The organism is Petrotoga sibirica DSM 13575, from assembly GCF_002924625.1.
Classification (GTDB): domain Bacteria; phylum Thermotogota; class Thermotogae; order Petrotogales; family Petrotogaceae; genus Petrotoga; species Petrotoga sibirica.
In genome coordinates, this window is sequence record NZ_JAHC01000016.1 from 58,474 (window position 1) to 79,543 (window position 21,070).

The window sequence follows — 21,070 nt, forward strand, 5'->3', positions numbered from 1 at the left end:
TGAATGGCAGAGGGTATTACCTCTGCTTTTTTCCATTTACATTTTACAAATAAACTAGGTGAAAAATATTGCTTAACATATCTGCTATTGTTATTATATTACTTATTATCTCAAATATTTTATTTATCTATGCTTATTCAAAAAAGAAAAAGGAAGAAAATGCTCATCAATGGTTTAAAAATGAGATTGCAAAAAGCATAAATACAAACATAAAAAATCCTGTTGATGATTTTCTTCTACATCAATTAAATTCGTATATTAAAAATTTAGAAGAAAAATACAAATCAGAAAAATACAAAAGAAGAAACATATTCAATATTTTAGATAGCCTTTCTGAAGGAATAATATTGGTATCTTTTAATCAAAATGAAATTATAAGGGTAGATTTTGCAAATTCTTTTGTCAAAAATATTTTCACAACAGAAAATTTTGTGGGTAGGTCATTAACAGAGGTAATTGATAATCATAATCTCATTGAATTGACCTTAAAAAGTTTTAAAACTAATAAAGACATGGAGGAAGAGACTTCATTCTATTATCCTGAAAAAAAATACTTCAGATGTCAAGTTAAATCAATAAATGTTGAAAATTATAGAGTTATTATTTTGTTGGATATCACAAAAGAAAAAAATTTAGAAGATCTAAGAAGAGAATTCTTAACCATCATGTCTCATGAAATGCGAACACCTTTATCTGTTATAAGCGGGTATTTAGAAACAATATTGAGCGAGGCGAATTTAGATGAAGAAATTTACCACCCACTAAAAAAAATAGAAGAAGAAATATCGAGATTAACCAGGATTTTTAATGACCTTTTAGACATAGAGAGATTGGGAAAAAATATAGGTGAAGAAAAAAGATTTGTATATTTCAATTTCTCTAATACCGTAAATAGAGCTTTTGATTTCTTTAAAATTGTTGCTGATGAGATGTCTATTGAGTTTGAAGAACAAATAGAAGATGATCTATACGTTTTCGGTAATGAAGATAGACTTCTGCAGGTAGTTTATAATATTTTAGATAATTCTTTTAAATTCACAGCTTTGAAGGAAAAGGGCGAAAAAAAAGTTTGGTTAAGGTTGTACAAAAATGATAATTCGATAATTTTGGAAATTGAGGATACAGGAATAGGCATACCTTCAAAAGAGTTAAAAAGGATCTTTGATCTATTTTACAGAGTAGACAAGTCTAGAAGCAGGCAAGTACCTGGTTTAGGGATTGGTTTGTACATAGTCAAAACGATTTTGGATAACCACAATGCAAGAATATATTTAGATAGTGAAGAAAACAACGGTACATTGTTTCAAGTCATCCTTCCTATCAAAACAAATAATGAAACGGAGGTTTAAAGTTGAGAGCATACGATATTATAAAAAATAAAAGGGATGCTAAAGAAAATACAAAAGAAGAAATAGAATTTATGATCAATGGCTATTTAGAAAACCGTATTCCAGACTATCAAGTTTCTTCCTGGTTAATGGCTATCTTCTTCAACCATTTAACAGAGGAAGAAAGCTATAATCTGACAGATGTAATGCTTAAAAGTGGAGACATTATAGACTTATCAAGAATTGCAGGTAAAAAAATTGACAAACACTCTACGGGGGGTGTCGGAGACAAAACAACAATAGCTATTGCTCCTATGGTTGCATCATTGGGCGTTAAAATAGCCAAATTATCAGGCAGATCCCTCGGGCACACCGGAGGAACCATAGACAAACTTGAATCTATCCCTGGATTTAAAACCTCTCTAACTACAGAAGAATTCTTTGAAATAGCAAATAATGTGGGGATTGTTGTAGCTGGACAAACTGGAAACATAGCCCCAGCAGATAAAAAGTTGTATTCACTAAGGGACTCTACCGCAACCGTTGAAGAACTATCCTTAATAGCTTCCAGTATAATGAGTAAAAAACTCGCTATAACTAGTGACGGAATACTCTTAGATATCAAAGTGGGTTCAGGGGCTTTCATGAAAAACATAGAAGATGCCAAAGAGTTGGGCAGAATCATGCTAAAGATCGCAAAAAGATACAATAAAAATACTACAGCTTTAGTTACCAATATGGATCAACCTTTGGGAGAAAACATTGGAAACGCGTTGGAGGTAATGGAAGCAATAGATACAGTAAAAGGAAAGGGGCCAAAAGATTTTTCTGAGTTATGTTTAGAAATCTCTTCTCATATGGCTTCTTTATCTGGTATAATAACCTATGAAGAAGCGAGAAAAAAATTAATAGAAAACATAGAAAGTGGCATAGTAAAAGAAAAAATGAAAGAATGGATAAAAGCACAGGGGGGCAAAGAAGAAGTAGTCGATAATCCTAATGAATACCTTAATATTGCCCCAAAAACTTTAGAATTCAAGGCAAAGGAACAAGGATATATAACCTTTATTGATACTGAAAAAATTGGTTTAGCGTCCATGGTATTAGGTGCAGGTAGGCAAAAAAAAGAAGATATTATCGATAAAAGTGTTGGATTAACAATTAGCAAAAAGCTTGGAGATAAAGTTGAAGAAGGAGAGACAATTGCCAAGTTATTTATCAGTGAGAAGAGTGACGTTGATGCCTCTCTAAAACTTTTAAATGAGGCTTACATCATTAGTGAGAAGAGACCTCAAAATATAAATAAAAATGTAATTCTTGATGTTTTGTTTTCTGATGAAAAAAGTTAATTGGACGGATACTGTACGCTAAAAAGTCAAACAATCGGAGGATCATTGATGAAAAAACTTATCTTTCTCTTCTTTCTAATAATTATGTCAATAAATTTGTTTTCTGAAGAAGCTATTTTCATATCTCAAAAAACCCCTCCTCTGCGTATGGAAGCAATAAAAAATCAGGGCTATTTTTATATCAATGTCGATTATCTTTCCAAATATGATAATATGGTAATAAATCGCACTTCTAGAATAATGTATATCATATACAATAAAAATGTCTTGGAAATTAGTTTGAACGATTATTACTCTAAAATAAACTTTATAAACAAGTACAATGATTCCGTACTGATTGTTGATGAAAGTGTATACATAAGGGAAGACGTTTTATCAATATTCTTACAGTTGAACAAATTTAAAGATATTAATATCATTTTCTTCTATTCAGAAATTCCAAAAATAACTAACTCTACCGTAAGTACAAGTGAGATACAAATTGAATTTAATTCGTACCTCTCAGAAGATTCAATAACTTTAACTAAAATAGCAAAAGACGGAGATTACTTGTTAAGCATAAAACCTGTGGCGCCTATGGAAAGTATTCCAAACAACATAGATTATTCATACTCAAACAATACTGCTTATTTAAGGTTCAAGAGTGATTTCAATTATGATGTTAATTTAAACGGAAAAAATTTATCTATCATTATCGATAAAAAAGCTATTTCCACTAGTACAGATACAGATAAACCCACATCCGAAAATGAAGGCCTTCAATACGTTGAAAGAACCGAAGAATTAAACGGGCAAAGGTTAAAAATTTACCAATTAATCGTTGATCCAAAAACATATCAAATTAAAGTTGATTTGAATAATTTAGGAACGCGCTCTGATGTGTATTCATTTTTAAAAGATAAGAACCCGATCTTTTCCGTTAACGCTTCTTTTTTCGATCCTCAAACTTTGGAACCCGTAGGGAATATAATATCCGAAGGCACTCTATTACATTTGAGTTCTTATTCAAGACCCGCATTAATTATATGGTCCAATTTTCTAGACATCGACTATATTAAACTAGAATACCAAATAAATATTGATAACCTACTCTTTTGGATAAAATCCATTAATTCTACCTGGAAAGGAGACGTTAAATTATACACTCATCATTATAAAGGAAGCATCAATGAAACAGAAGATGATTATGTTTTTTTCTTGATCAATGAAAATAATCGGATTGTATCAAAAAGCAGAAAAACTCCTTCTGAAGGGGAAAAATTAATACTTATAGATAAAAAATACGAAAAATACATGGAAAATATATCTTTAGGAACAAAAGTTAATTTCACGCTTAATAAAAGCGAAAATTTGTCAAACGATCCTTTTTTACTTTTAGAGGGAGGGCCTATATTAATACATTCCAAATATACGCAAGAACAACTAGACGCCGAAAAGAAAAGTTACTCCAATGGAATAATTTATGGTAAAGCTCCCAGAACCGTGGTAGCGATAGATAAAGATCGGAATATTAATTTAATGGTCATTGAAGGCTTTGATAATCCCGAAACAGGTCTTACATACGATGAAACAAGAAACTTACTCTTTAAAATTGGCGAGTTTGAAGTAGCAATGATGCTAGATGGTGGTAGTTCTTCTATAGTTTATTACAAAGGAGAGATACAAAATTTCAAAAACGGAAAAACACGCAATTATATTCCCGTGCTTTTAAGTGTCTACGAAAATACACCGTAGTTAAGAAATAGATTAAGAATGGAGGGGTAACATTGAGTGAATACAACGCTGAAAAAAAGAGGATTGTAGGATTCTTTGGACACCACGGGTGTGGTAAAACTACCCTTATGGATGATGTCATTGTAAATCTTGGATTAACTGATAGAATAGGTCAAAGACATTTAGACAAGGATCCAGTTGAAAAAGAAAAAGGTGCAACGTTTTCCAACCACATTTTATCGTTTGATTTAGATGATTCAAGGATCTACTTTTTTGATACCCCAGGTTCTTTAGACTTTATAGGAGATATACAAATAGCTTTAAACGCTGTTGATAACGTAGTTATCGTGATAAACGCTTCTGCTGGTGTAGAAGTAACAACAGAAAGAATTTGGAATATGGCAAGAGAATTAAAGAAACCCATCGTATTTTATATAAATCAAATGGATAAAGAAGGAGTCAACTTTGGGAACTTAGTTCAAGAACTTAAAGAAAGTTTTGAAGACGAAACAAGAATAGTTCCTTTCCAGGTTCCCATAGGTGAAGGTCCCAATTTTAAGGGTGTTATCAATCTTTTATCAAATGACGTATTTACGTATGAAGAAGGAACAGGCAAATCTTCCAAACAAACCGAAATTCCAGATAACGCCAAAGATTATTTGGAAAGATATCATTCAGAAATAATAGAAGATATTGTTGAAACCAACGAAGAACTAATGGAAAAATATTTTGAATCAGGAGAAGAAAATTTAAGTCAAGAGGAGTTGATTTCTGCACTTCATAAAGCGTACGATGAAGATAAAATAATTCCTGTATTCATTGGATCCGCTTTAAAAAATATTGGTTTTGATCAATTGGTAAAGGCTTTAATCAGTTTCGGAATGACACCACTTGAAAGAAAATTTTACAGTGAAGAGGGTAATGAAATTTCTTCCCAGGAAAATGGTCAATTTTTAGGTATCATCGTTAAAAATGACGTGGACCCATTCGTTGGAAAACTCACTTATCTAAGAGTTATTAGCGGATCTTTAAAAGCAGGTTCTGGTATCTATATTGTTGAAGAATCAACAAGAGAAAAAATATCCCATATAAATTTACCCCGATTTGATAAGAATGAAGAAGTAGAAGAAGCTGGCGTTGGGGATATCTTAGTTATACCTAAACTAAAATCAAGTAAGATAAATCAAACTGTATCCGCTGAAGAAACCTCAAATAGGCTAAAATTACCAGAATTTCCTGAACCAATGATATCTAAGTCCATCGCTCCTAATTCAAAAAATGAGATAGACAAAATTACTGAATCGTTAGCAAAAATTGCAGAATCAGACCCAACATTTAAATGGGAATTCGATTCGGAAACGGGAGAAACGGTCATAAGTGGAATGGGAACCATTCACTTAGAAATAATGATAGAGAAGTTGAAAAAGAATTTCGGTATTGATTTTGAGGTAGGAAAACCAAAAATTGCATATAAAGAAACCATAAGAAGTAAATCCCAGGCAGAATACAAACACAAAAAACAAACTGGAGGGCATGGTCAATACGGTCACGTTAAAATAGAAATTGAACCGCTAGAAAGAGGAAAAGGTTATGAATTTGTTGATAAAATTGTTGGAGGCGTCATACCAAAAAATTTCATACCATCTGTAGATAAAGGTATTAGAGAAGCCATCAAAAAAGGTGTTTTAGCTGGTTTTCCGGTTGTGGATATTAGGGTTACACTTTTTGATGGTTCTTATCATGAAGTTGACTCTTCAGATATTTCATTTCAAATAGCTGCAAGACACGCATTTAAAATAGCTATGGAAAATGGTAGCCCGGTTATTTTAGAACCAATTATGCATGTTGAAATATTCTTACCCACTGAAAACACTGGTGACGTTATTGGTGAAGTTACAGCAAAAAGGGGAAGACCCTTAGGAATGGAATCAGTAGGGAAAGGATACGACAAGATAGTAGCTGAAATCCCATTGGCTGAAATGTTGGATTTTTCACCTCGTCTAAGTTCTATCTCCTCAGGAAAAGGCTATTTTAACATGAAATTTTCCCACTATTCTGAAGTGAGCCCTGATATCCAAAACAAAATAATAGAAGAAAGAAAAAGAGAAGAAGAATTACAAAAATAAAATGGGGCTTTGCCCCATTTTTAAATAGCTTTTGCTGATTTGTGCAAAACAGTTTGTTTACAATGCTTTAGAAATGTTTTCCTAAATCTCGTTTGCGTTACATTTTGCGGCCCTATGCAAAACGCCTTATTCATAATGCATTTGAAATAATTTCCAAATTCTCATTTGCGAAGCATTTTGCGGTCTTGTGCAAAACGGTTGTTACTGATTTGTGCAAAATGGTTCTTTATAATGCCTTAGAAACAATTTCCATGTTCTCATTTGCGCAGCAAATGATGTTTCGTGAATTTGGGGTTCTTAAGGGGCGAAGCCCCTTAAAGATTATGGGTGGGGAGCGGGGTGAAGGGGCGCTAAATAAAGTTTCTAACGACGATATTAACTAATAAAAAGGAGAGATATATCGTGTCCATTACAACAAAAACAGGTGATAAGGGTGAAACTTCTCTTTGGAGTGGAGAAAGAGTTTCAAAAGACGACATAAGGGTTGAAGCTTACGGTACCGTAGATGAATTAAACGCATTCCTTTCAGAAGCAAATTATTATTTAAAATCTCATGAGGTGAAAAAAATAATAAACGAAGTACAAAATAATTTATTCAAAGTAGCCGGAGAGTTAGCTTCCAAAAGCAAAACATATAAATGTCCTATTCAAGAAGAAGATGTCCTTAAAATTACCAACTATGTTCATCTATTTGAAAACAAGTTGAATTTAAATAGTTTCGTTATACCTGGAAGAACAATGCAATCTGCTAAATTAGACATTTGTAGAACAATAGCACGAAGAGCAGAAAGACGAATTATCGCTTTAGATAAAAAAGAACCGTTATCGGAACCATTAAAAAAATATGTAAATCGATTATCTGATCTGTTATTCGTATTAGCCCGTTTTGAAGAGTACATTGAAGATAAAATTGAATTCAAAAAATGGTGAGGGAGTTAAAATGTTCTGCATCAAATTAGAATTGAAAATTAGGTTATTTGGAATCAGCTCTTTGAAAGACAAAAGATCGGTAGTGAAAACACTGATAAACTCACTAAGAAAAAAGTACAATGTATCTGCTCTAGAAGGAAATTATAACGACTCGAAAAATTACTTGGGAATATTCGTATCGTCGTTAAGTCAAAGTAGAGATTACTTACTAAACCTTATTGAGCAAATTGAGGATGATATCGAACTCAATTATGGTTTAGAAATCGAAAAGGAAGACTACTTAATTTTTTAATAGTTAATTTACTATGAAGGCAGGAGGCACTAATTTGGATTTAACTAACATTATAGAAGAATTAAAAAAGTATTTAAAAGTAACTATAAAGACTAAAAAAAGATTAGAACATATCTACAATGTTGTTAATTTCTCAAAAAAATTAGCCCAAATCCACAGACTTCCAGAAGGAAAAGTTGAAATTGCAGCGTTGGGACACGATTTATTTCGAGATGTTGACCCAAACCGATTAATCAAATTGGCAGCGTTTTATAAAATTCACCTCGATAAATTCGATAAAAATCGCCCCATTCTCTTGCACGGAAAGGTAAGTGCGGAATTTTTGGCAAGGAAATTCCATATTGATGAAGATATATACCAAGCTATATTTTATCACACAAGTGGTTATGAAAAAATCGGAGATATAGGAAAGGCACTTGTTATTTCTGATTCAGCCGGAGATGACAGGGATTTTGAAGGCGTTGAAGAACTAAGAAAAGTATCATACACGTCTTTGAATGAAGGATACAAATTGGTGATAAAAAACAAAATAAGCTACGCCTTAGCTAAAGAGAGATATATATTAGAAGATACATATAAGACATGGAACGCACTGTGTCAAATTTGATGAATTAGAATCAATTTCCACCTAAGCCATATTCGTTTTCTCTGTTATCCAACACATAAATTCTATTACTAGAAGGCAGGAATACTAACGGGTCGTAATTTGTATAAGCTTTTTTAACTTCGAAGTGAAGGTGAGGACCTGTGCTTAAACCTGTATTCCCTACTCTTGCGATTATTTCGCCTTTTTCAACATATTGGCCTTCATACACATTTATTTGAGAGAGATGTCCGTAAACATAAGAATTATTGTAAGACTCTATTTCAACCATCAAACCATATCCTCCATTTTCGCCAACGAATTTTACTTTTCCCGCTTCAACGGAAAACACGGGTGTGCCAATAGGTGCCGCAAGATCAATCCCTTTATGAAAAGAATACTCTTTTGTTATAGGGTGAACCCTATATCCATAAAGAGAAGAGATAGTAGCATAAACAGGCCATATTATATTTCTTTCGTTATTGAAACCTTTTCCTACAACACTTTTAGGGATAAAAAGTTTTTGATTTACAAAAATAGTTGTCGTATCGAGGTTGTTTGCTTTAACTATATCAGAAACACTAGTGAAAAATAATTTAGCAATATAAGTTAGGTTATCCCCCTTTTTGACTTCATAGATATACCCTTCCGGTTGAGGGATTAATATTACTTGTTCAATTTTTAAATTGTTGGGAGATAAATTAGGATTCCAATCCAAAATAGTTGAAATGGATACGTTGTATTCAATTGAAATCCTATATAATGTTTCGTTACTTTGAATTTGATGTTCCACAATAGAATAAGACGAAAACGTTAATGCCGCCAAAATTGAAAAACTAAGGAACAGAGCTGTTCTTTTACGAATGCCCAAGGTTTTTCCTCCTGTAATGGTTCAACAGATGAATAACGAATACGAAGTTATTATACCATAGGATAATCTTCCTCTAGTAAAAAATAAATTAATAATTTCTAAATTTACTCTCTCTTATTTCTATTTTCTATTCTTCTCTTCTAATAATTGACATCCGTTAAAATTGGTGCTAAAATAGAAAAATCTCTTCTGAGAAAAGCCTATGATTGCCAATATGGTGAAAATGGGCTTTAATTTTTTAAATATTTTCAATAAAATGGGGGAATATTTTTAATATGCTTTTATTTTATTTAATCCCAGCAATACTGTTAGGATGGTCCTTAGGCTCCAACAACTCTTCCAATGTATTTGGACCAGCTGTGGCTTCTGGATTGGTTCCATACAAAAAAGCTATTATCGTATCTGCAATTTTTGTTGTTGTCGGCTCTATTATTGGTGGTAAAAATGGATTAAACACCTTGGGGGCTTTGACTAATTTAAATGTTGAGCTACTTTCATTAGCTTTATTTTGTGCTTTTTTAACTATGATGTTTATGAGTTTGATTGGGCTTCCCGCATCTGCTACCCAGGCTGTTGTGGGAGCTCTTATTGGAATAAGTATTCTAAAAGGAACATTCAATTCAGCCATTTTAACAAGAATTTTTATTTCGTGGATACTTACTCCGATTGGTGCCTTAATCTTTGCTTTTATATTATATAGACTTTTGGCCCTAATATTTAGAAAATTTTTGGGGATTACAACCCAAGATAGATTCTTAAAAGTACTAACATGGATCGCTATTTGTTATAGTGCATACTCATTAGGAGCTAACAACGTTGCAAACGTTACTGGAGTATTTGCAAACGTTTTATTCACTCCTTTTCTTTTACTAATTATAGGTGGTTCATCGATAGCTGTCGGAATTTTATCTACTAACCAAAAGGTTTTGTATACCGTAGGGAAAGGGATTATCGAATTGGATCATTTTTCATCATCTGTATCTATTTTAGGGGTAGGGGTTACCTTGTGGATCTACTCTTTAATTGGTATTCCTATCAGTGTTGCACAGGCTACAATAGGTGCTATTGTAGGTGTTGGATTAGCAGCAGGTACTAGAACTTTTGATACTAGTACGATAATGAAAGTAATATTTGGTTGGGTAGGAACACCTATGATTTCTGGAATTATTTCCCTTATAGTATTATTTCTAATTCAATTATTATATTAAAAAAGGGGAGCCTAAATACTCCCCTCTATGTTTTATTTTGAAAGTTGCTTAGCCATTATATATTGGTCTATTCCTTGAGCGGCTTTGTGCCCGTCTGCAACTCCGTGAATTATATCTGGCCCATGCACTATATCGCCACCTGCAAACAACCATGGTACACCTTCCACTTGACCGTACTCGTTTGTTTTTATCCTTCCTCTTTCTATCTTCATGTTATTTTGGATTTTTTCCGGCAAATAGCTGTAATCCGGAACCTGTCCAACAGTCATTACGACCATATCCGCATTTATCGTAATAGTGTTACTTTCATCGTATTTTGGATTGAATCTTCCGTTTTCGTCGAATACTTCTACACATTTCCTAAACAACACACCTTTCAATTCTCCATTTTCAACTATTACCTTCACCGGACCCCATCCTGGATGAAAAATTACCCCTTCTTCTTTACCTTCAACTACCTCGTCTTCATCAGCAGGCATTTCATCAAAGCTTCTCTCTAAACTGAGAACATGTACTTCGGATTTTTTATATTCTAGGTTTTGGAGTCTGAGCATGGACCTTGCAACGTCCATGGCAACATTCCCTCCTCCTATTACTACAAGAGAGTTAGGTATATACGGTTTTGGGCCTTCTCCTCTGACATAATTTTTCATTTCTTCTAAGATTGTTAAAGAGTCAAAGACTTTTTCATGGTCAGATCCTTCGATGGGAAGCTTTCTACCTTTGTTGAATCCAGTTGAAACAAATATTACATCGTTTTTTGCTTTTAATTCTTCTAAAGTGATATCCTTTCCAACTTTTGTATTTGTTATTATCTTTACTCCCAGTGACTTTATGTAATTTACATCTTGCTCAAAAGCTGAATCCGGAAGCCTATACGAAGGACCTCCGTAATTAAGAACACCACCAGGCCTATTCTTTTCTTCATAAACAGTGATTTCATATCCCATTAAAGATAAGAAATAAGCTGCAGAAAGTCCGGCAGGACCGGCTCCAACGATGGCAACCTTAGCGTTAGCCTTTTTTATAACTTCCTGATCTAAAATTTCTGGATATTTATCCTGTGGGATGTTATCCACTATATATCTTTTCAACCATCTTATGGCTATAGGTTCTCCTCTGTGACCTATGGTACAAACTGTCTCACATTTGTGAGTACACATTCTCCCACATACAGCGGGCAAAGGATTCGTTTTATAAAGATCTTTCAATCCTGTTTGAAGATCATCAGTGTATATATCTTTTATGTAATCTGCGATGTTCATATGGGCTGGACATGTCTTTTCACAAATACTACACTCCACACATCTTGAAGCTTCTCTAACAGCCTGTTCTTTTGAAAATCCTTTAACCATCTCTATGAATGATGTTTTTCTGATTTCTGGTGGATCAATTTCCATCTCTTCTCTTTCTAAGTCAAGTAGGTCTGAATCTTCATCTCTAACATAACCTAATGGTTTTCTAATTCCATGAATTCCTTCCTCTGTGGGTATAAAAAAGAAGGTGTTCGGATCTTTAGATATATGTAAATATTCTTTGGTCATCTGTAATGAACCCGTGGTACATATATCCACACATAAACCACAAAAGCTGCATCTTCCATAATCTATAGAAGGCCTTTGGGGTTTAGAACCTTCCACATCCGGAAGTTCTTCGATCTCTATCATAGTTATAGCATCTGTTGGGCATATTTTTGAACAAGTACCACAACCGATACATTTTTCCCAGTCGTTTATATGAAAACCTCTATATCTATCTGAAGCCTCTCGAGGTGTTATTAGAATATTTTCCATAGGAACGGTAACAGGCTTTTTAGTAAGGTATTTCCAAGCTCTTGCTGGAGCAAAAAAACTTTTTTCAGGAGTATTCACCGTATTCACCTCTTCCTTTATTTTTTATCTATCTATTTCAGGAGAGCATACCCCCATTGTATCCATCCAAAGCGCTGCATCTTCTATCCTCGTACCGGGCAAATATTTCTCTACACCCAACAAACCTTGTGGATAGGACGCTCCTCTAACAGCAACTCTATAGGGTTTATCTTCTCCTTCTGAAACTATATAATATCCGTACTCTCCCCTTGTGCATTCCACATGTGTGTAAACTTGCCCCTTTGGAACACGCCATCGTAAGGCACTTCCGTTAGATATTTTGTTCCATACCTTCCCTTTTTGGGGCATTTTTTTAAGTACCTGCCTTATTATTTTTATACTCTGATAGGTTTCGAGGTATTTGAAATAAACCCTTGTATATCCATCTGAGTAATTGGCCGTGGGGACGTAAAATTCTACTTGGTCATACCTTGCATATGGGTCTACTTTTCTAATATCGTATGCTTCTCCCACAGCTGATCTCATACCTATTCCAGTAACTCCCAACTCCCAAACAACCTCTGCAGGTAACAACAACTTATCTTTGGTTCTTCTCTGAAAGAGGGAGTTCTTAAGAATCAAATCTTCGTATTCTGGAAGTCGATTTTCTAAATAATCGAGAAAACTCTTTATCTTTTCAATAGTTTCCTCTCTCAAATCCTTTCTTACGCCACCTGGTACTATATACATATGATAGATTCTTGCTCCGGTTATCTCTTCAAAGATATCCAGTATAAGATCTCTATCTGCGAGTCCCCAATTGGGTCCAGTGTATAGTCCAACTGGTCCTCCTATTCCTCCAAGGGACATTAGATGGTTTGCGATTCTTGCTAGCTCTAAGATTATCATCCTTATCCAATGAGCCTTTTCAGGGACTTCGATTCCTGTCAACTCCTCTATCGCCATGGCGTACACCATCTCATTGATATCAGGTTCTGGAACGCAAATCCTTGGTATTAGGGCGAGGTTATTCATCCAAAGTCTTCTTTCCATAAGTTTTTCAAATCCTCTATGCAACATGCCAGGCATAGGTCTTGCCCTGACGATGGTATCTCCATCAACGTACATATGAACACTAAAATTCCCGTGCATGCCTGGATGATTTGGTCCTAAGTATAATTTAAGTTCTTTCATTTATACCACCTTCTTTTATGGCATCTTTCACCACGTTTTTGGAAAATTCCACATCATACTTTCTATCAGGAAATTTACGTTTAGAATACTCTAACGGATCAAAATCTTTTCTCATAGGAGGTTTATCATCCCATAATTCTAAGAAAAGCGGTTTTTCAGAATCCGAGTTACCTTCAAACTTTACACCAAAGAACTCATGGATATCCCTTTCGTAGTATCTGGCACCAGGAAAAATATCTATGATGCTCATATATTCAGGGTTTTCTCTCTCAATCTTTGTTTTTACTACAAAAGTAATCCCATTTGTCCAATTGAACAGAACATAAACTAATTCAAATTTGTTTTCTTTAATCCAATCGACGCAGGTTATCAAGCTTAACTGTTTCCAACCTTTGTCCTTTAAATAAGTTAATATTGTTGGCAAATTGTTTTGTTTAACAACTATACTTATTTCATTTTTCTTTGGTGTGGTGAAATCTTTTATATCGAAACTTTTTTCAAGAATGCTTATCAATTCTTTGGCATCATTCGTGAAATTCATCCTTTACATACACCTCCCCTAAGGAACGAATCTGATTATTTCGATACCAATCGTAATTCTCTACATATTTCTTCCATCCATTGGCTTCTCCTTTTGTTATCATATTTTCAAGCGTTTTAAAAGTATTCATTATAGCCTCAGGTCTTGGCATACATCCGGCAACGTACAGATCAACTGGAAGATAATAATCCAACCTGTCGATCACCGCATAAGAATCATAGTATATTCCACCGTTTAGAGTACAAGATCCAAAGCCTACAAGATATTTTGGAGTCATCATTTGTTCATAAGTGTATATAACTCTCCTTAAAGTTTTAACGCTTAGATAACCTGTTATCAGCAGAACATCCGCTTGACGAGGTGTTGCCATTGGTCCCATACCCAATCTTTCCATATCGAATCTGGCCGTCATAGTGGGTGGAAGTTCTACAGCACCACAACCTGTGCAATAATGAAGCATCCATAAAGATTTTCCTCTGAAGATATTCTTTATCTTTTCCCAAAAAGTTATAGTATCGTTTAGATCCTCTTCAAAGATGTTCATCTGTTCTATTTTCTCTTCATTTGTCATACGTTCACCCCCAGTCCTGTAAAAATTACTATCGCTGTTTGAACAAGTGATAGTACTATCGGAACTCCATAGAAAAAAGTTACAACATTCTCTATTCTAAAACGAGCCGAAACAGCATATATCAGTGTAACCAAGGTATAAACAAAAAAGTATTTTATTAAGTATTCAACTAAATTTCCTCCTCCTAAGAATAAGTTCACGAACAAACCGACTTCAACTAACGTTGCAAACTCGTGTTGTAACATCAACATACCTAAATGTTTTCCTCCATACTCAACCATAGGTCCCGAGGCTATTTCTGCTGGTGCGATGGGTGTATCAAATGGGACCTTAATAAGCATACCGACTAAGGATATAAAAGCTACTATAGCTCCTAAGGGCATAGTAAAAATATGCCATCCAAAAATCCCACTCATTTGTTGTACATGAGCCAATTCAGCAAGTGAAGAAGTACCATAAACGTGTATCATACCAAACACAACTATCATAAATGGGACTTCATAAGCTAACATCTGAGTTAATGCCCTCATAATACCTATTCCTGCCCAGGCGTTTCCAGATCCAGAAGCACTCATGGCCATCCCAAGAGAACCAATTGTTGACAAATAGACAACAACAAAGAAATTATCAAGACCATTGAAAGCCACAATATTTCCAAAAGGTAAGAACATAAAAGCGGTTATCGTTCCTCCCAAGGCCATCATCACACCAAAATCGTAAATAAAACCATGTGTTATAGATGATTTTGATAGAGCTTTGAAAATATCCATAAAAGTTTGATACCAAGGTGGTCCTACTCTTCTATGAACCTTAGCTGTAACTCTTCTTTGAATACCATCAAGAGATACTTGCCATAAAAATCCAATGAAAACTATCATCAAGGCTATCAAATAACTCATATTTTATCACCCCAGAAAAAGGCTATTGATATTATCACAGAGATCCAAAACACCCCTAAAGAAGCGTTTGAAGAAAAGAACCAACTTCTAACAAGACGACCAAACTCGTTTACTCTTAAAGCTATGACATCGTAAAACTTTTCCAATGATGGATGATTTTTATACAATCTTTCAAAAGGAGCGTAATAATTTTTGGCATAATGATAAGATTCAGGATCGTATATAAATTCGCCAGAAGTGTAAGTGTTCATTTGATCAACGGGCTGAGCCTTTTTATGTGTGTAAAAAATTAATGCGGCTATAATGAAACCTATGACGAAGACGGCTGTAATCACTAAAGAATTCCACATGCCACTGAAGGAATATATCTTTGAACCTTCTACAGTGAGTGGAACAATATTCAAAGAAGCCTGGATTTTCGAAATAAATCCTAACATATGAGAAGGAAATACACCAAAATATATTGTCAGTAAAGACATCACAAGCATAGGAATTTGCATCATAAAAGGAACTTCTTTCACATCGTTGTGCTTAGGTGACAATTGACCTAAAAATACGGTAGCAAGAGGTCTAAAAACGTACATGAAAGACCCTATACTTCCAAAAAAGGTGGCAAAAGCTATAAACATAAGCCCTTTGCTCGCTAAGCCTTGGAAGATCAACCACTTTGATGCGAATCCACTGGTGGGTGGTATACCGGCTATAGAAATTATGGCAATTAAGTAAGCGGCAAAGGTTACAGGCATCTTTTTAATCATTCCACCCAGTTCGCTCATACTTGTGGTACCCGTTCTATAAGCTACCGCTCCAATAGTTAAAAACATAGCAGCTGATGCCATTGCGTGATTGAAAATATGCATCATTCCACCAGCGAATCCCACTTGGTCCAAAAGCGAGATACCGATCAATATGTATCCACTATTCGCAACGGTGGAATAAGCTATCAATCTTTTAGCGTCTTCTTGTTTTATTGCCATAAGGGTTCCAACTATAATGCTTATTGCACCTAAAACCATAATTATATAATTTTCATAAGGGACCCCGATTATATGAATATGGTTAGAAAAGATCTGTGAAGTAGGGATAATTGCACTAACCAAAAAGGCTATAAATGCCCCCATTTTTTCTAATCCTCCAGAAAGAACCGGAGAAAAGGTATGAGGAGCGTTCCCTTGGGCAATAGGGAGCCATGTGTGAAACGGGAAAATTCCTAACTTTGCAAGTCCCGCGATAATAATTACAAAGTAAGCCATTACGGCTGTATTAGGGCTGCTAATCAAATTCTTTGAAATACTTTCTATATCAAAGGTTTGAAACAATGAGTATAAATAGATCACCGCAAAAAACATAGAGAAAGAACCGATCGTACTCATAGTGTAATAAACTACAGAGGCTTTCCTTGATTTACCAAGAGGAATTATAAACAAAGAAGACCAAACCACCATCTCCCAAAATATGAATAACGTTAGAAAATCCTTAGCAAAGAAAACCCCCAACGTAGAAACTAAAGAAAACACGTAGAGCATGTTGTATGAAGCAGGATTAACCATTTTTTCTACCCAATATGGATTAAAAAAGGACACAAGAAAATAAATTAAAACCATTATTATGGAAAAAAACCAACCATAATTAGAGCTCACCAATTGCAATGAAAATCCTCCAAAAGACCACAGGTTAAATACTGTTCCAACATCGTTCATATATCCAAACAAAAATATCAACACAAACAGCGTTGAAAAAATGGTAAAATAACTACCTAACCTTTTGTATATCTTTGTTAAGAAAAAAGTCAAAACCGATAACAACAAACCTGTAATTAACAGAGAGTTTAACGCCATTTACATCACTCCCATTGATAAATAAGATAAGATATTATTTAAAGGTGCGGATACGCTCTGTACAAAATCTACGAATAGTTCTGGGTAGATTCCTCCCATAATGAATAAGAACCCAACAACTACAGCTACGACACTTATAACAAATAACTTGTTCATGGAAAATTTGGTTGTCAACTTTTCAGTAGTTTCCTCATGCTCTTCACCTGGTACCCATAGTTTAACTAGCATTCTTATATAATAAACACCTTCCAACAAACTTCCCAACAAGATTACTAACGGAATAATCCAATTGGTATTGAAAGCAGTGTTTATAATGTTGAATTTTGCATAAAAACCGTAGAACAAAGGAAGACCTATCAAAGACAAAGCAGAAACTGTAAATCCAAAACCTACTAAAGGATACTTTCTAAATATTCCAGCAGCCTGATCGATAGAATCACTTGAGTTATTCTCATAAACGTTCGCAGCGGTAGAAAACATTACTATCTTAGCAAAGGCATTATTTATCAGTTGTAAAATAGCTGCGTACCCTCCACCTATTAAAAATAGCCCAGTAATCAATCCTGCCTGTCCAATACTTGAGAAAGTAAGTATCTCTCTCATATTCTTTGTAGCGGTGGCAGAAGCTTCGGCAAATATGAAGGTTATAAAGGTAATTGTGATAAATATATTAAACAAAGGCCCGTTAACCGTAATTAGATTTGAAAAGAACCTTCCAAACACCAAAAAAATTGTTGACGCATAAACTGCGGAAAATAATGGGGCAGTCAAGGTGTTTACATTGGCATAAACACCTCTAACCCAACTATTAAAAGGTAAAAGTTTTGCCTCAACCGCTAAACCTGAAAAAATTAAAATAGAAACTATCAGTTGAATATTTGCTGAAAGTCCTGAAAAGTGAAGAGACAAATTAGACATGTTCAAACTTCCAACAATGGCATATACAATAATTATTCCAAGTAAATACAAACTAGATCCCACGGAACCTAAAACCAAATAATTAAACGTATGATGATACTTTCCATGTAACGTTGATATTATATAAGCTGAAATGGTGGCTATTTCAAAGAAAACGTAGAAGTTGAATAAATCGTTAGTTAAAACCATTCCGTTGAGTCCGGCTAAAGCTATTAACAATGGCAATGAATATTTACCAATTTTCTTTATTCCAATCAGAGAAGAAACGAGAAACAAAACATTAATTAATACTATCCCGAATAAAGAATAATTATCCACCAACAAGTTGATACCAAATGGTGGTTGCCAACCTCCAAGTTCGTAACTTCCTTTTTGTACAAAAAAAGCAAAGATGGTGTTTAAAACCAAACCAAAAAACAAAAGAGATTTAGAAAAGTTTTTAAACATTACCCCAACGAACGCTAAAAGTAAAGGGATAACAATTAAAAGCACAGGATTAATCATCTGAACCACCTCTAATTTCATCTATTTCGATAGACCCTTTTTCAAAGTATACTTTTCTAATAAAAGCCAAGCCTAAAGCGGTAGTCCCAAAACCTATAACAATCGCTGTTAACACCAACGCTTGAGGGAGTGGATCAACATAATTTGAAACAGATTCAACCGTTATGATCGGTGCGTTACCACCTTTAACGTATCCAATAGATATAATGAAGAGATTCGACCCTAACTCTAAAAGGTTGAGTGAAATAAGCATCTTAATCAAATTCTTAGATGAGAGTAAGCCGTAGATTCCAACCAAAAAAAGCGCTAAAAATAAATACTGACTCATTCTTCTCCCCCCTGTGTTAAAAAGTTACCTATGATATTTGACAATTCAGAACCAACTTTTAACCCTATCAACACATATAGTATAGGTGTCAATCCTGCGCTGAAAAGGTGACCAATCTCACCCGATGGTAAGAAGTTGTACAAAAATGAATTGAAAGCAAAAAGCCCTATTAACCCTAAGACTATAACCAAAACTCCCGAGGTGCCTTCAAGTACGTTGAAGGCTTTCATCTTCTCTTTAAATTTATCATCGCTTATGTACATCAATAAAACTGATGAGGCTATCATAGCCCCCCCTGGAAATCCTCCACCCGGGGTTAGATGACCGTGAACGAAGATATAAATCCCAACGATCAATATGATTCCAGTTATAATTCGGACACCTGCTTTGAGAATGAAATTTGGTTTCACTCGAAATACAATTCTTTCTTTTCCTACATTTAAAAGCAACGCTACCCCCATTGCCGAAATGAAAAGGACGGTTAATTCTCCTAAGGTGTCAAATCCTCTATAATTAACAACTACAGAAGTGACAATGTTGGCTGATCCTGATTCCGGATAAGGTCTGGTTTCATCTGTGTTCTTTTCTAAATATCTTTGTGAAATGGTGTTATTTAAATCTTTCTCCCCATACTTTGGAAAGAAACTTTGTGAATCGTACAGTAACGAGAATATAAAAAAGGCAACAGTAAACGTCAGTAAAGCTGCAACAAACTTCTTCATTATTTTTCACCACTCTTTTTCATAGTCATCAAAGTAAATACGAAGAGCGAGGTCATCAGACCCGAACCTATAACAGCTTGAGTTATAGCAACATCTGGAGCTTTCATAATAATAAATTCCACAACTGAAAGCAAAGAAGTCATCGATAAAAAAATGATGGAATTTAACAACTTTTTTGATTCAATAGCCATCAAAGCGAAGAGGATCATTATAAAACCAATGATTACACCAATTGTTTCAATCATCTTGACTCATCTCCTCTTTCTCATACAAACCCTTTAAGTCATCTTTTTGTAATTTAGATATTTTTGAACCGTGTAAATAGGAAGCACGGGCTAAAACGGAACTCCCAACGGGATTAGTAATGGTCATAAAAACAACTAAGATTAGTGACTTCAAAAACCACGAAGGGTTTAAAAATCCGACTCCTAAAATTAAAGAAAATGCACCTAAAGTTGTGGCTTTCGTGCCCGCCTGTATCCTATTGAAAACATCTGGCATTCTGAATATCCCCAAACCTCCCAACAGATAGAAAATTCCTCCAATTATTATTAAAACGTCTCCGATCACCTTCATTTTTTCGCCTCCAAATATCTGGAAAGAACAACCGTTTCCAAAAAGGATAGCACCCCATAAACTATTGCAATATCCAAATAAATTTCATTTTTAAAGATTTGAGACAGCAAGACAATAACTCCTGTGATCATGACGTTCAACGTATCCAAAGATACGATTCTATCAGTTATTTCAGGACCAATTATCATTCTCAAGACCGAAAAAAACACCCCTATTCCAATCAGGCCAAACACGACAATCTCTATCATTTGTATATCCTCCCCAAAATTTTTTCGAAAGTCGCCGTTACATGTTTTTTGTAATCTTTTTCGTTTTCACCTTTTATATCTATCCAATGAATATACAGGTTTTCATCATCGGCATCTACTGATAAGGTCCCAGGGGTTAAAGTAACGGAATTTGCCAGAGTTAACTTGCCAACGTCACCCTTCAAATCAACAGGAATTTTCACGAAACCAGGGTTTAAAGGAATTTTTGGTGTCAAAACCCTTCTCGCAACATCGATATTAGATAAAAACATTTTGCAGACGAAAAAAGGCACGTATACAATCACAAATAAAGGTACTTTGTATACAACAGAAAAATCAAATTCATAATCCACAAGACGTGAAATGACACCTGCTAAAACAATTGAAACTAACAATCCAACAATAAATTCAGAAAGGTTAAAAGAAGTCATGAACAGCCAGATTACTAGAAGAACAACAAAAGTCGAAACAAATTTCTTCACAACAATCCCTCCACTTTATATAGTTTGTGAAAAAATCC

At 34.5% G+C, this 21,070-nt stretch carries 22 protein-coding genes; 8 read left to right on the top strand and 14 right to left on the bottom strand.

Translation table 11 applies throughout. From position 1 onward, the window contains the following. Positions 1-68 precede the first annotated feature (68 nt). From AA80_RS03875 to yqeK, 7 genes are all read left to right on the top strand, one after another. Positions 69-1,349, top strand: a complete 1,281-nt coding sequence (locus tag AA80_RS03875) for a sensor histidine kinase (RefSeq protein ID WP_103876506.1) — start codon at positions 69-71, stop codon at positions 1,347-1,349. A 2-nt stretch (positions 1,350-1,351) separates the two neighbouring features. Further along, positions 1,352-2,677, top strand: coding sequence for a thymidine phosphorylase (locus tag AA80_RS03880; protein WP_103876507.1), 1,326 nt, complete (start codon positions 1,352-1,354; stop codon positions 2,675-2,677). Positions 2,678-2,725: 48 nt separating this feature from the next. Further along, positions 2,726-4,411 (top strand): phosphodiester glycosidase family protein, encoded by a 1,686-nt coding sequence (locus AA80_RS03885; protein WP_103876508.1) that lies wholly within the window; start codon positions 2,726-2,728, stop codon positions 4,409-4,411. A gap of 32 nt (positions 4,412-4,443) precedes the next feature. Further along, positions 4,444-6,516 carry an elongation factor G gene (fusA, locus tag AA80_RS03890; protein WP_103876509.1) on the top strand — a complete coding sequence of 691 codons (2,073 nt, stop codon included), beginning with the start codon at positions 4,444-4,446 and terminating at the stop codon, positions 6,514-6,516. Positions 6,517-6,918: 402 nt separating this feature from the next. Next, positions 6,919-7,446, top strand: coding sequence for a cob(I)yrinic acid a,c-diamide adenosyltransferase (locus AA80_RS03895; RefSeq protein WP_166667738.1), 528 nt, complete (start codon positions 6,919-6,921; stop codon positions 7,444-7,446). A gap of 10 nt (positions 7,447-7,456) precedes the next feature. After that, positions 7,457-7,738 carry a DUF503 domain-containing protein gene (locus AA80_RS03900; RefSeq protein ID WP_103876664.1) on the top strand — a complete coding sequence of 94 codons (282 nt, stop codon included), beginning with the start codon at positions 7,457-7,459 and terminating at the stop codon, positions 7,736-7,738. Positions 7,739-7,772: 34 nt separating this feature from the next. Then, a complete protein-coding gene (gene yqeK / locus AA80_RS03905; RefSeq protein WP_158248377.1) occupies positions 7,773-8,345 on the top strand; it encodes a bis(5'-nucleosyl)-tetraphosphatase (symmetrical) YqeK in 573 nt (190 codons plus the stop codon). Between the two features lie 10 nt (positions 8,346-8,355). On the opposite strand, the gene AA80_RS03910 is transcribed toward yqeK, so the two are convergent. Next, positions 8,356-9,192: a M23 family metallopeptidase gene (locus AA80_RS03910; protein ID WP_103876512.1), complete on the bottom strand. Its 837-nt coding sequence runs from the start codon at positions 9,190-9,192 to the stop codon at positions 8,356-8,358. Between the two features lie 275 nt (positions 9,193-9,467). On the opposite strand from AA80_RS03910, the gene AA80_RS03915 reads away from it, so the two are divergent. Next, the gene (locus AA80_RS03915) at positions 9,468-10,400 is read left to right on the top strand and encodes an inorganic phosphate transporter (protein ID WP_103876513.1); all 933 of its coding nucleotides are present in this window, start codon (positions 9,468-9,470) and stop codon (positions 10,398-10,400) included. 32 nt (positions 10,401-10,432) lie between these two features. On the opposite strand, the gene AA80_RS03920 is transcribed toward AA80_RS03915, so the two are convergent. Genes AA80_RS03920 through AA80_RS03980 form a run of 13 tightly spaced genes read right to left on the bottom strand, consistent with a single transcriptional unit; the run spans position 10,433 to position 21,032 of the window. Beyond that, the gene (locus AA80_RS03920; RefSeq protein ID WP_425014150.1) at positions 10,433-12,280 is read right to left on the bottom strand and encodes an FAD-dependent oxidoreductase; all 1,848 of its coding nucleotides are present in this window, start codon (positions 12,278-12,280) and stop codon (positions 10,433-10,435) included. Between the two features lie 15 nt (positions 12,281-12,295). After that, entirely contained in the window at positions 12,296-13,405 is a 1,110-nt protein-coding gene (locus tag AA80_RS03925; RefSeq protein ID WP_103876515.1) for an NADH-quinone oxidoreductase subunit D, read from the bottom strand. After that, the gene (locus tag AA80_RS03930; RefSeq protein WP_103876516.1) at positions 13,392-13,946 is read right to left on the bottom strand and encodes an NADH-quinone oxidoreductase subunit C; all 555 of its coding nucleotides are present in this window, start codon (positions 13,944-13,946) and stop codon (positions 13,392-13,394) included. Before AA80_RS03930 ends, AA80_RS03925 begins: the two co-directional genes overlap by 14 nt. Then, a complete protein-coding gene (locus AA80_RS03935) occupies positions 13,930-14,490 on the bottom strand; it encodes a NuoB/complex I 20 kDa subunit family protein (RefSeq protein ID WP_103876665.1) in 561 nt (186 codons plus the stop codon). Before AA80_RS03935 ends, AA80_RS03930 begins: the two co-directional genes overlap by 17 nt. A gap of 23 nt (positions 14,491-14,513) precedes the next feature. Next, the gene (locus AA80_RS03940) at positions 14,514-15,416 is read right to left on the bottom strand and encodes a respiratory chain complex I subunit 1 family protein (RefSeq protein WP_103876517.1); all 903 of its coding nucleotides are present in this window, start codon (positions 15,414-15,416) and stop codon (positions 14,514-14,516) included. After that, positions 15,413-17,254 carry a proton-conducting transporter transmembrane domain-containing protein gene (locus tag AA80_RS03945; protein ID WP_103876518.1) on the bottom strand — a complete coding sequence of 614 codons (1,842 nt, stop codon included), beginning with the start codon at positions 17,252-17,254 and terminating at the stop codon, positions 15,413-15,415. The genes AA80_RS03940 and AA80_RS03945 overlap by 4 nt, the downstream gene beginning before the upstream one ends. Beyond that, a complete protein-coding gene (locus tag AA80_RS03950) occupies positions 17,255-18,676 on the bottom strand; it encodes a complex I subunit 5 family protein (RefSeq protein ID WP_103876519.1) in 1,422 nt (473 codons plus the stop codon). Next, complete coding sequence (locus AA80_RS03955) at positions 18,669-19,004, bottom strand: sodium:proton antiporter (protein ID WP_103876520.1); 336 nt, start codon at positions 19,002-19,004, stop codon at positions 18,669-18,671. Before AA80_RS03955 ends, AA80_RS03950 begins: the two co-directional genes overlap by 8 nt. Beyond that, positions 19,001-19,726, bottom strand: a complete 726-nt coding sequence (locus tag AA80_RS03960; protein ID WP_103876521.1) for a Na(+)/H(+) antiporter subunit B — start codon at positions 19,724-19,726, stop codon at positions 19,001-19,003. The genes AA80_RS03955 and AA80_RS03960 overlap by 4 nt, the downstream gene beginning before the upstream one ends. Further along, a complete protein-coding gene (locus tag AA80_RS03965) occupies positions 19,726-19,971 on the bottom strand; it encodes a Na(+)/H(+) antiporter subunit B (protein WP_103876522.1) in 246 nt (81 codons plus the stop codon). Before AA80_RS03965 ends, AA80_RS03960 begins: the two co-directional genes overlap by 1 nt. Further along, positions 19,964-20,302: a monovalent cation/H(+) antiporter subunit G gene (gene mnhG / locus AA80_RS03970; RefSeq protein WP_103876523.1), complete on the bottom strand. Its 339-nt coding sequence runs from the start codon at positions 20,300-20,302 to the stop codon at positions 19,964-19,966. Before mnhG ends, AA80_RS03965 begins: the two co-directional genes overlap by 8 nt. Next, positions 20,299-20,550: a monovalent cation/H+ antiporter complex subunit F gene (locus AA80_RS03975; protein ID WP_103876524.1), complete on the bottom strand. Its 252-nt coding sequence runs from the start codon at positions 20,548-20,550 to the stop codon at positions 20,299-20,301. Before AA80_RS03975 ends, mnhG begins: the two co-directional genes overlap by 4 nt. Further along, positions 20,547-21,032 (bottom strand): Na+/H+ antiporter subunit E, encoded by a 486-nt coding sequence (locus tag AA80_RS03980; RefSeq protein WP_103876525.1) that lies wholly within the window; start codon positions 21,030-21,032, stop codon positions 20,547-20,549. The genes AA80_RS03975 and AA80_RS03980 overlap by 4 nt, the downstream gene beginning before the upstream one ends. Between the last annotated feature and the right edge of the window lie 38 nt (positions 21,033-21,070).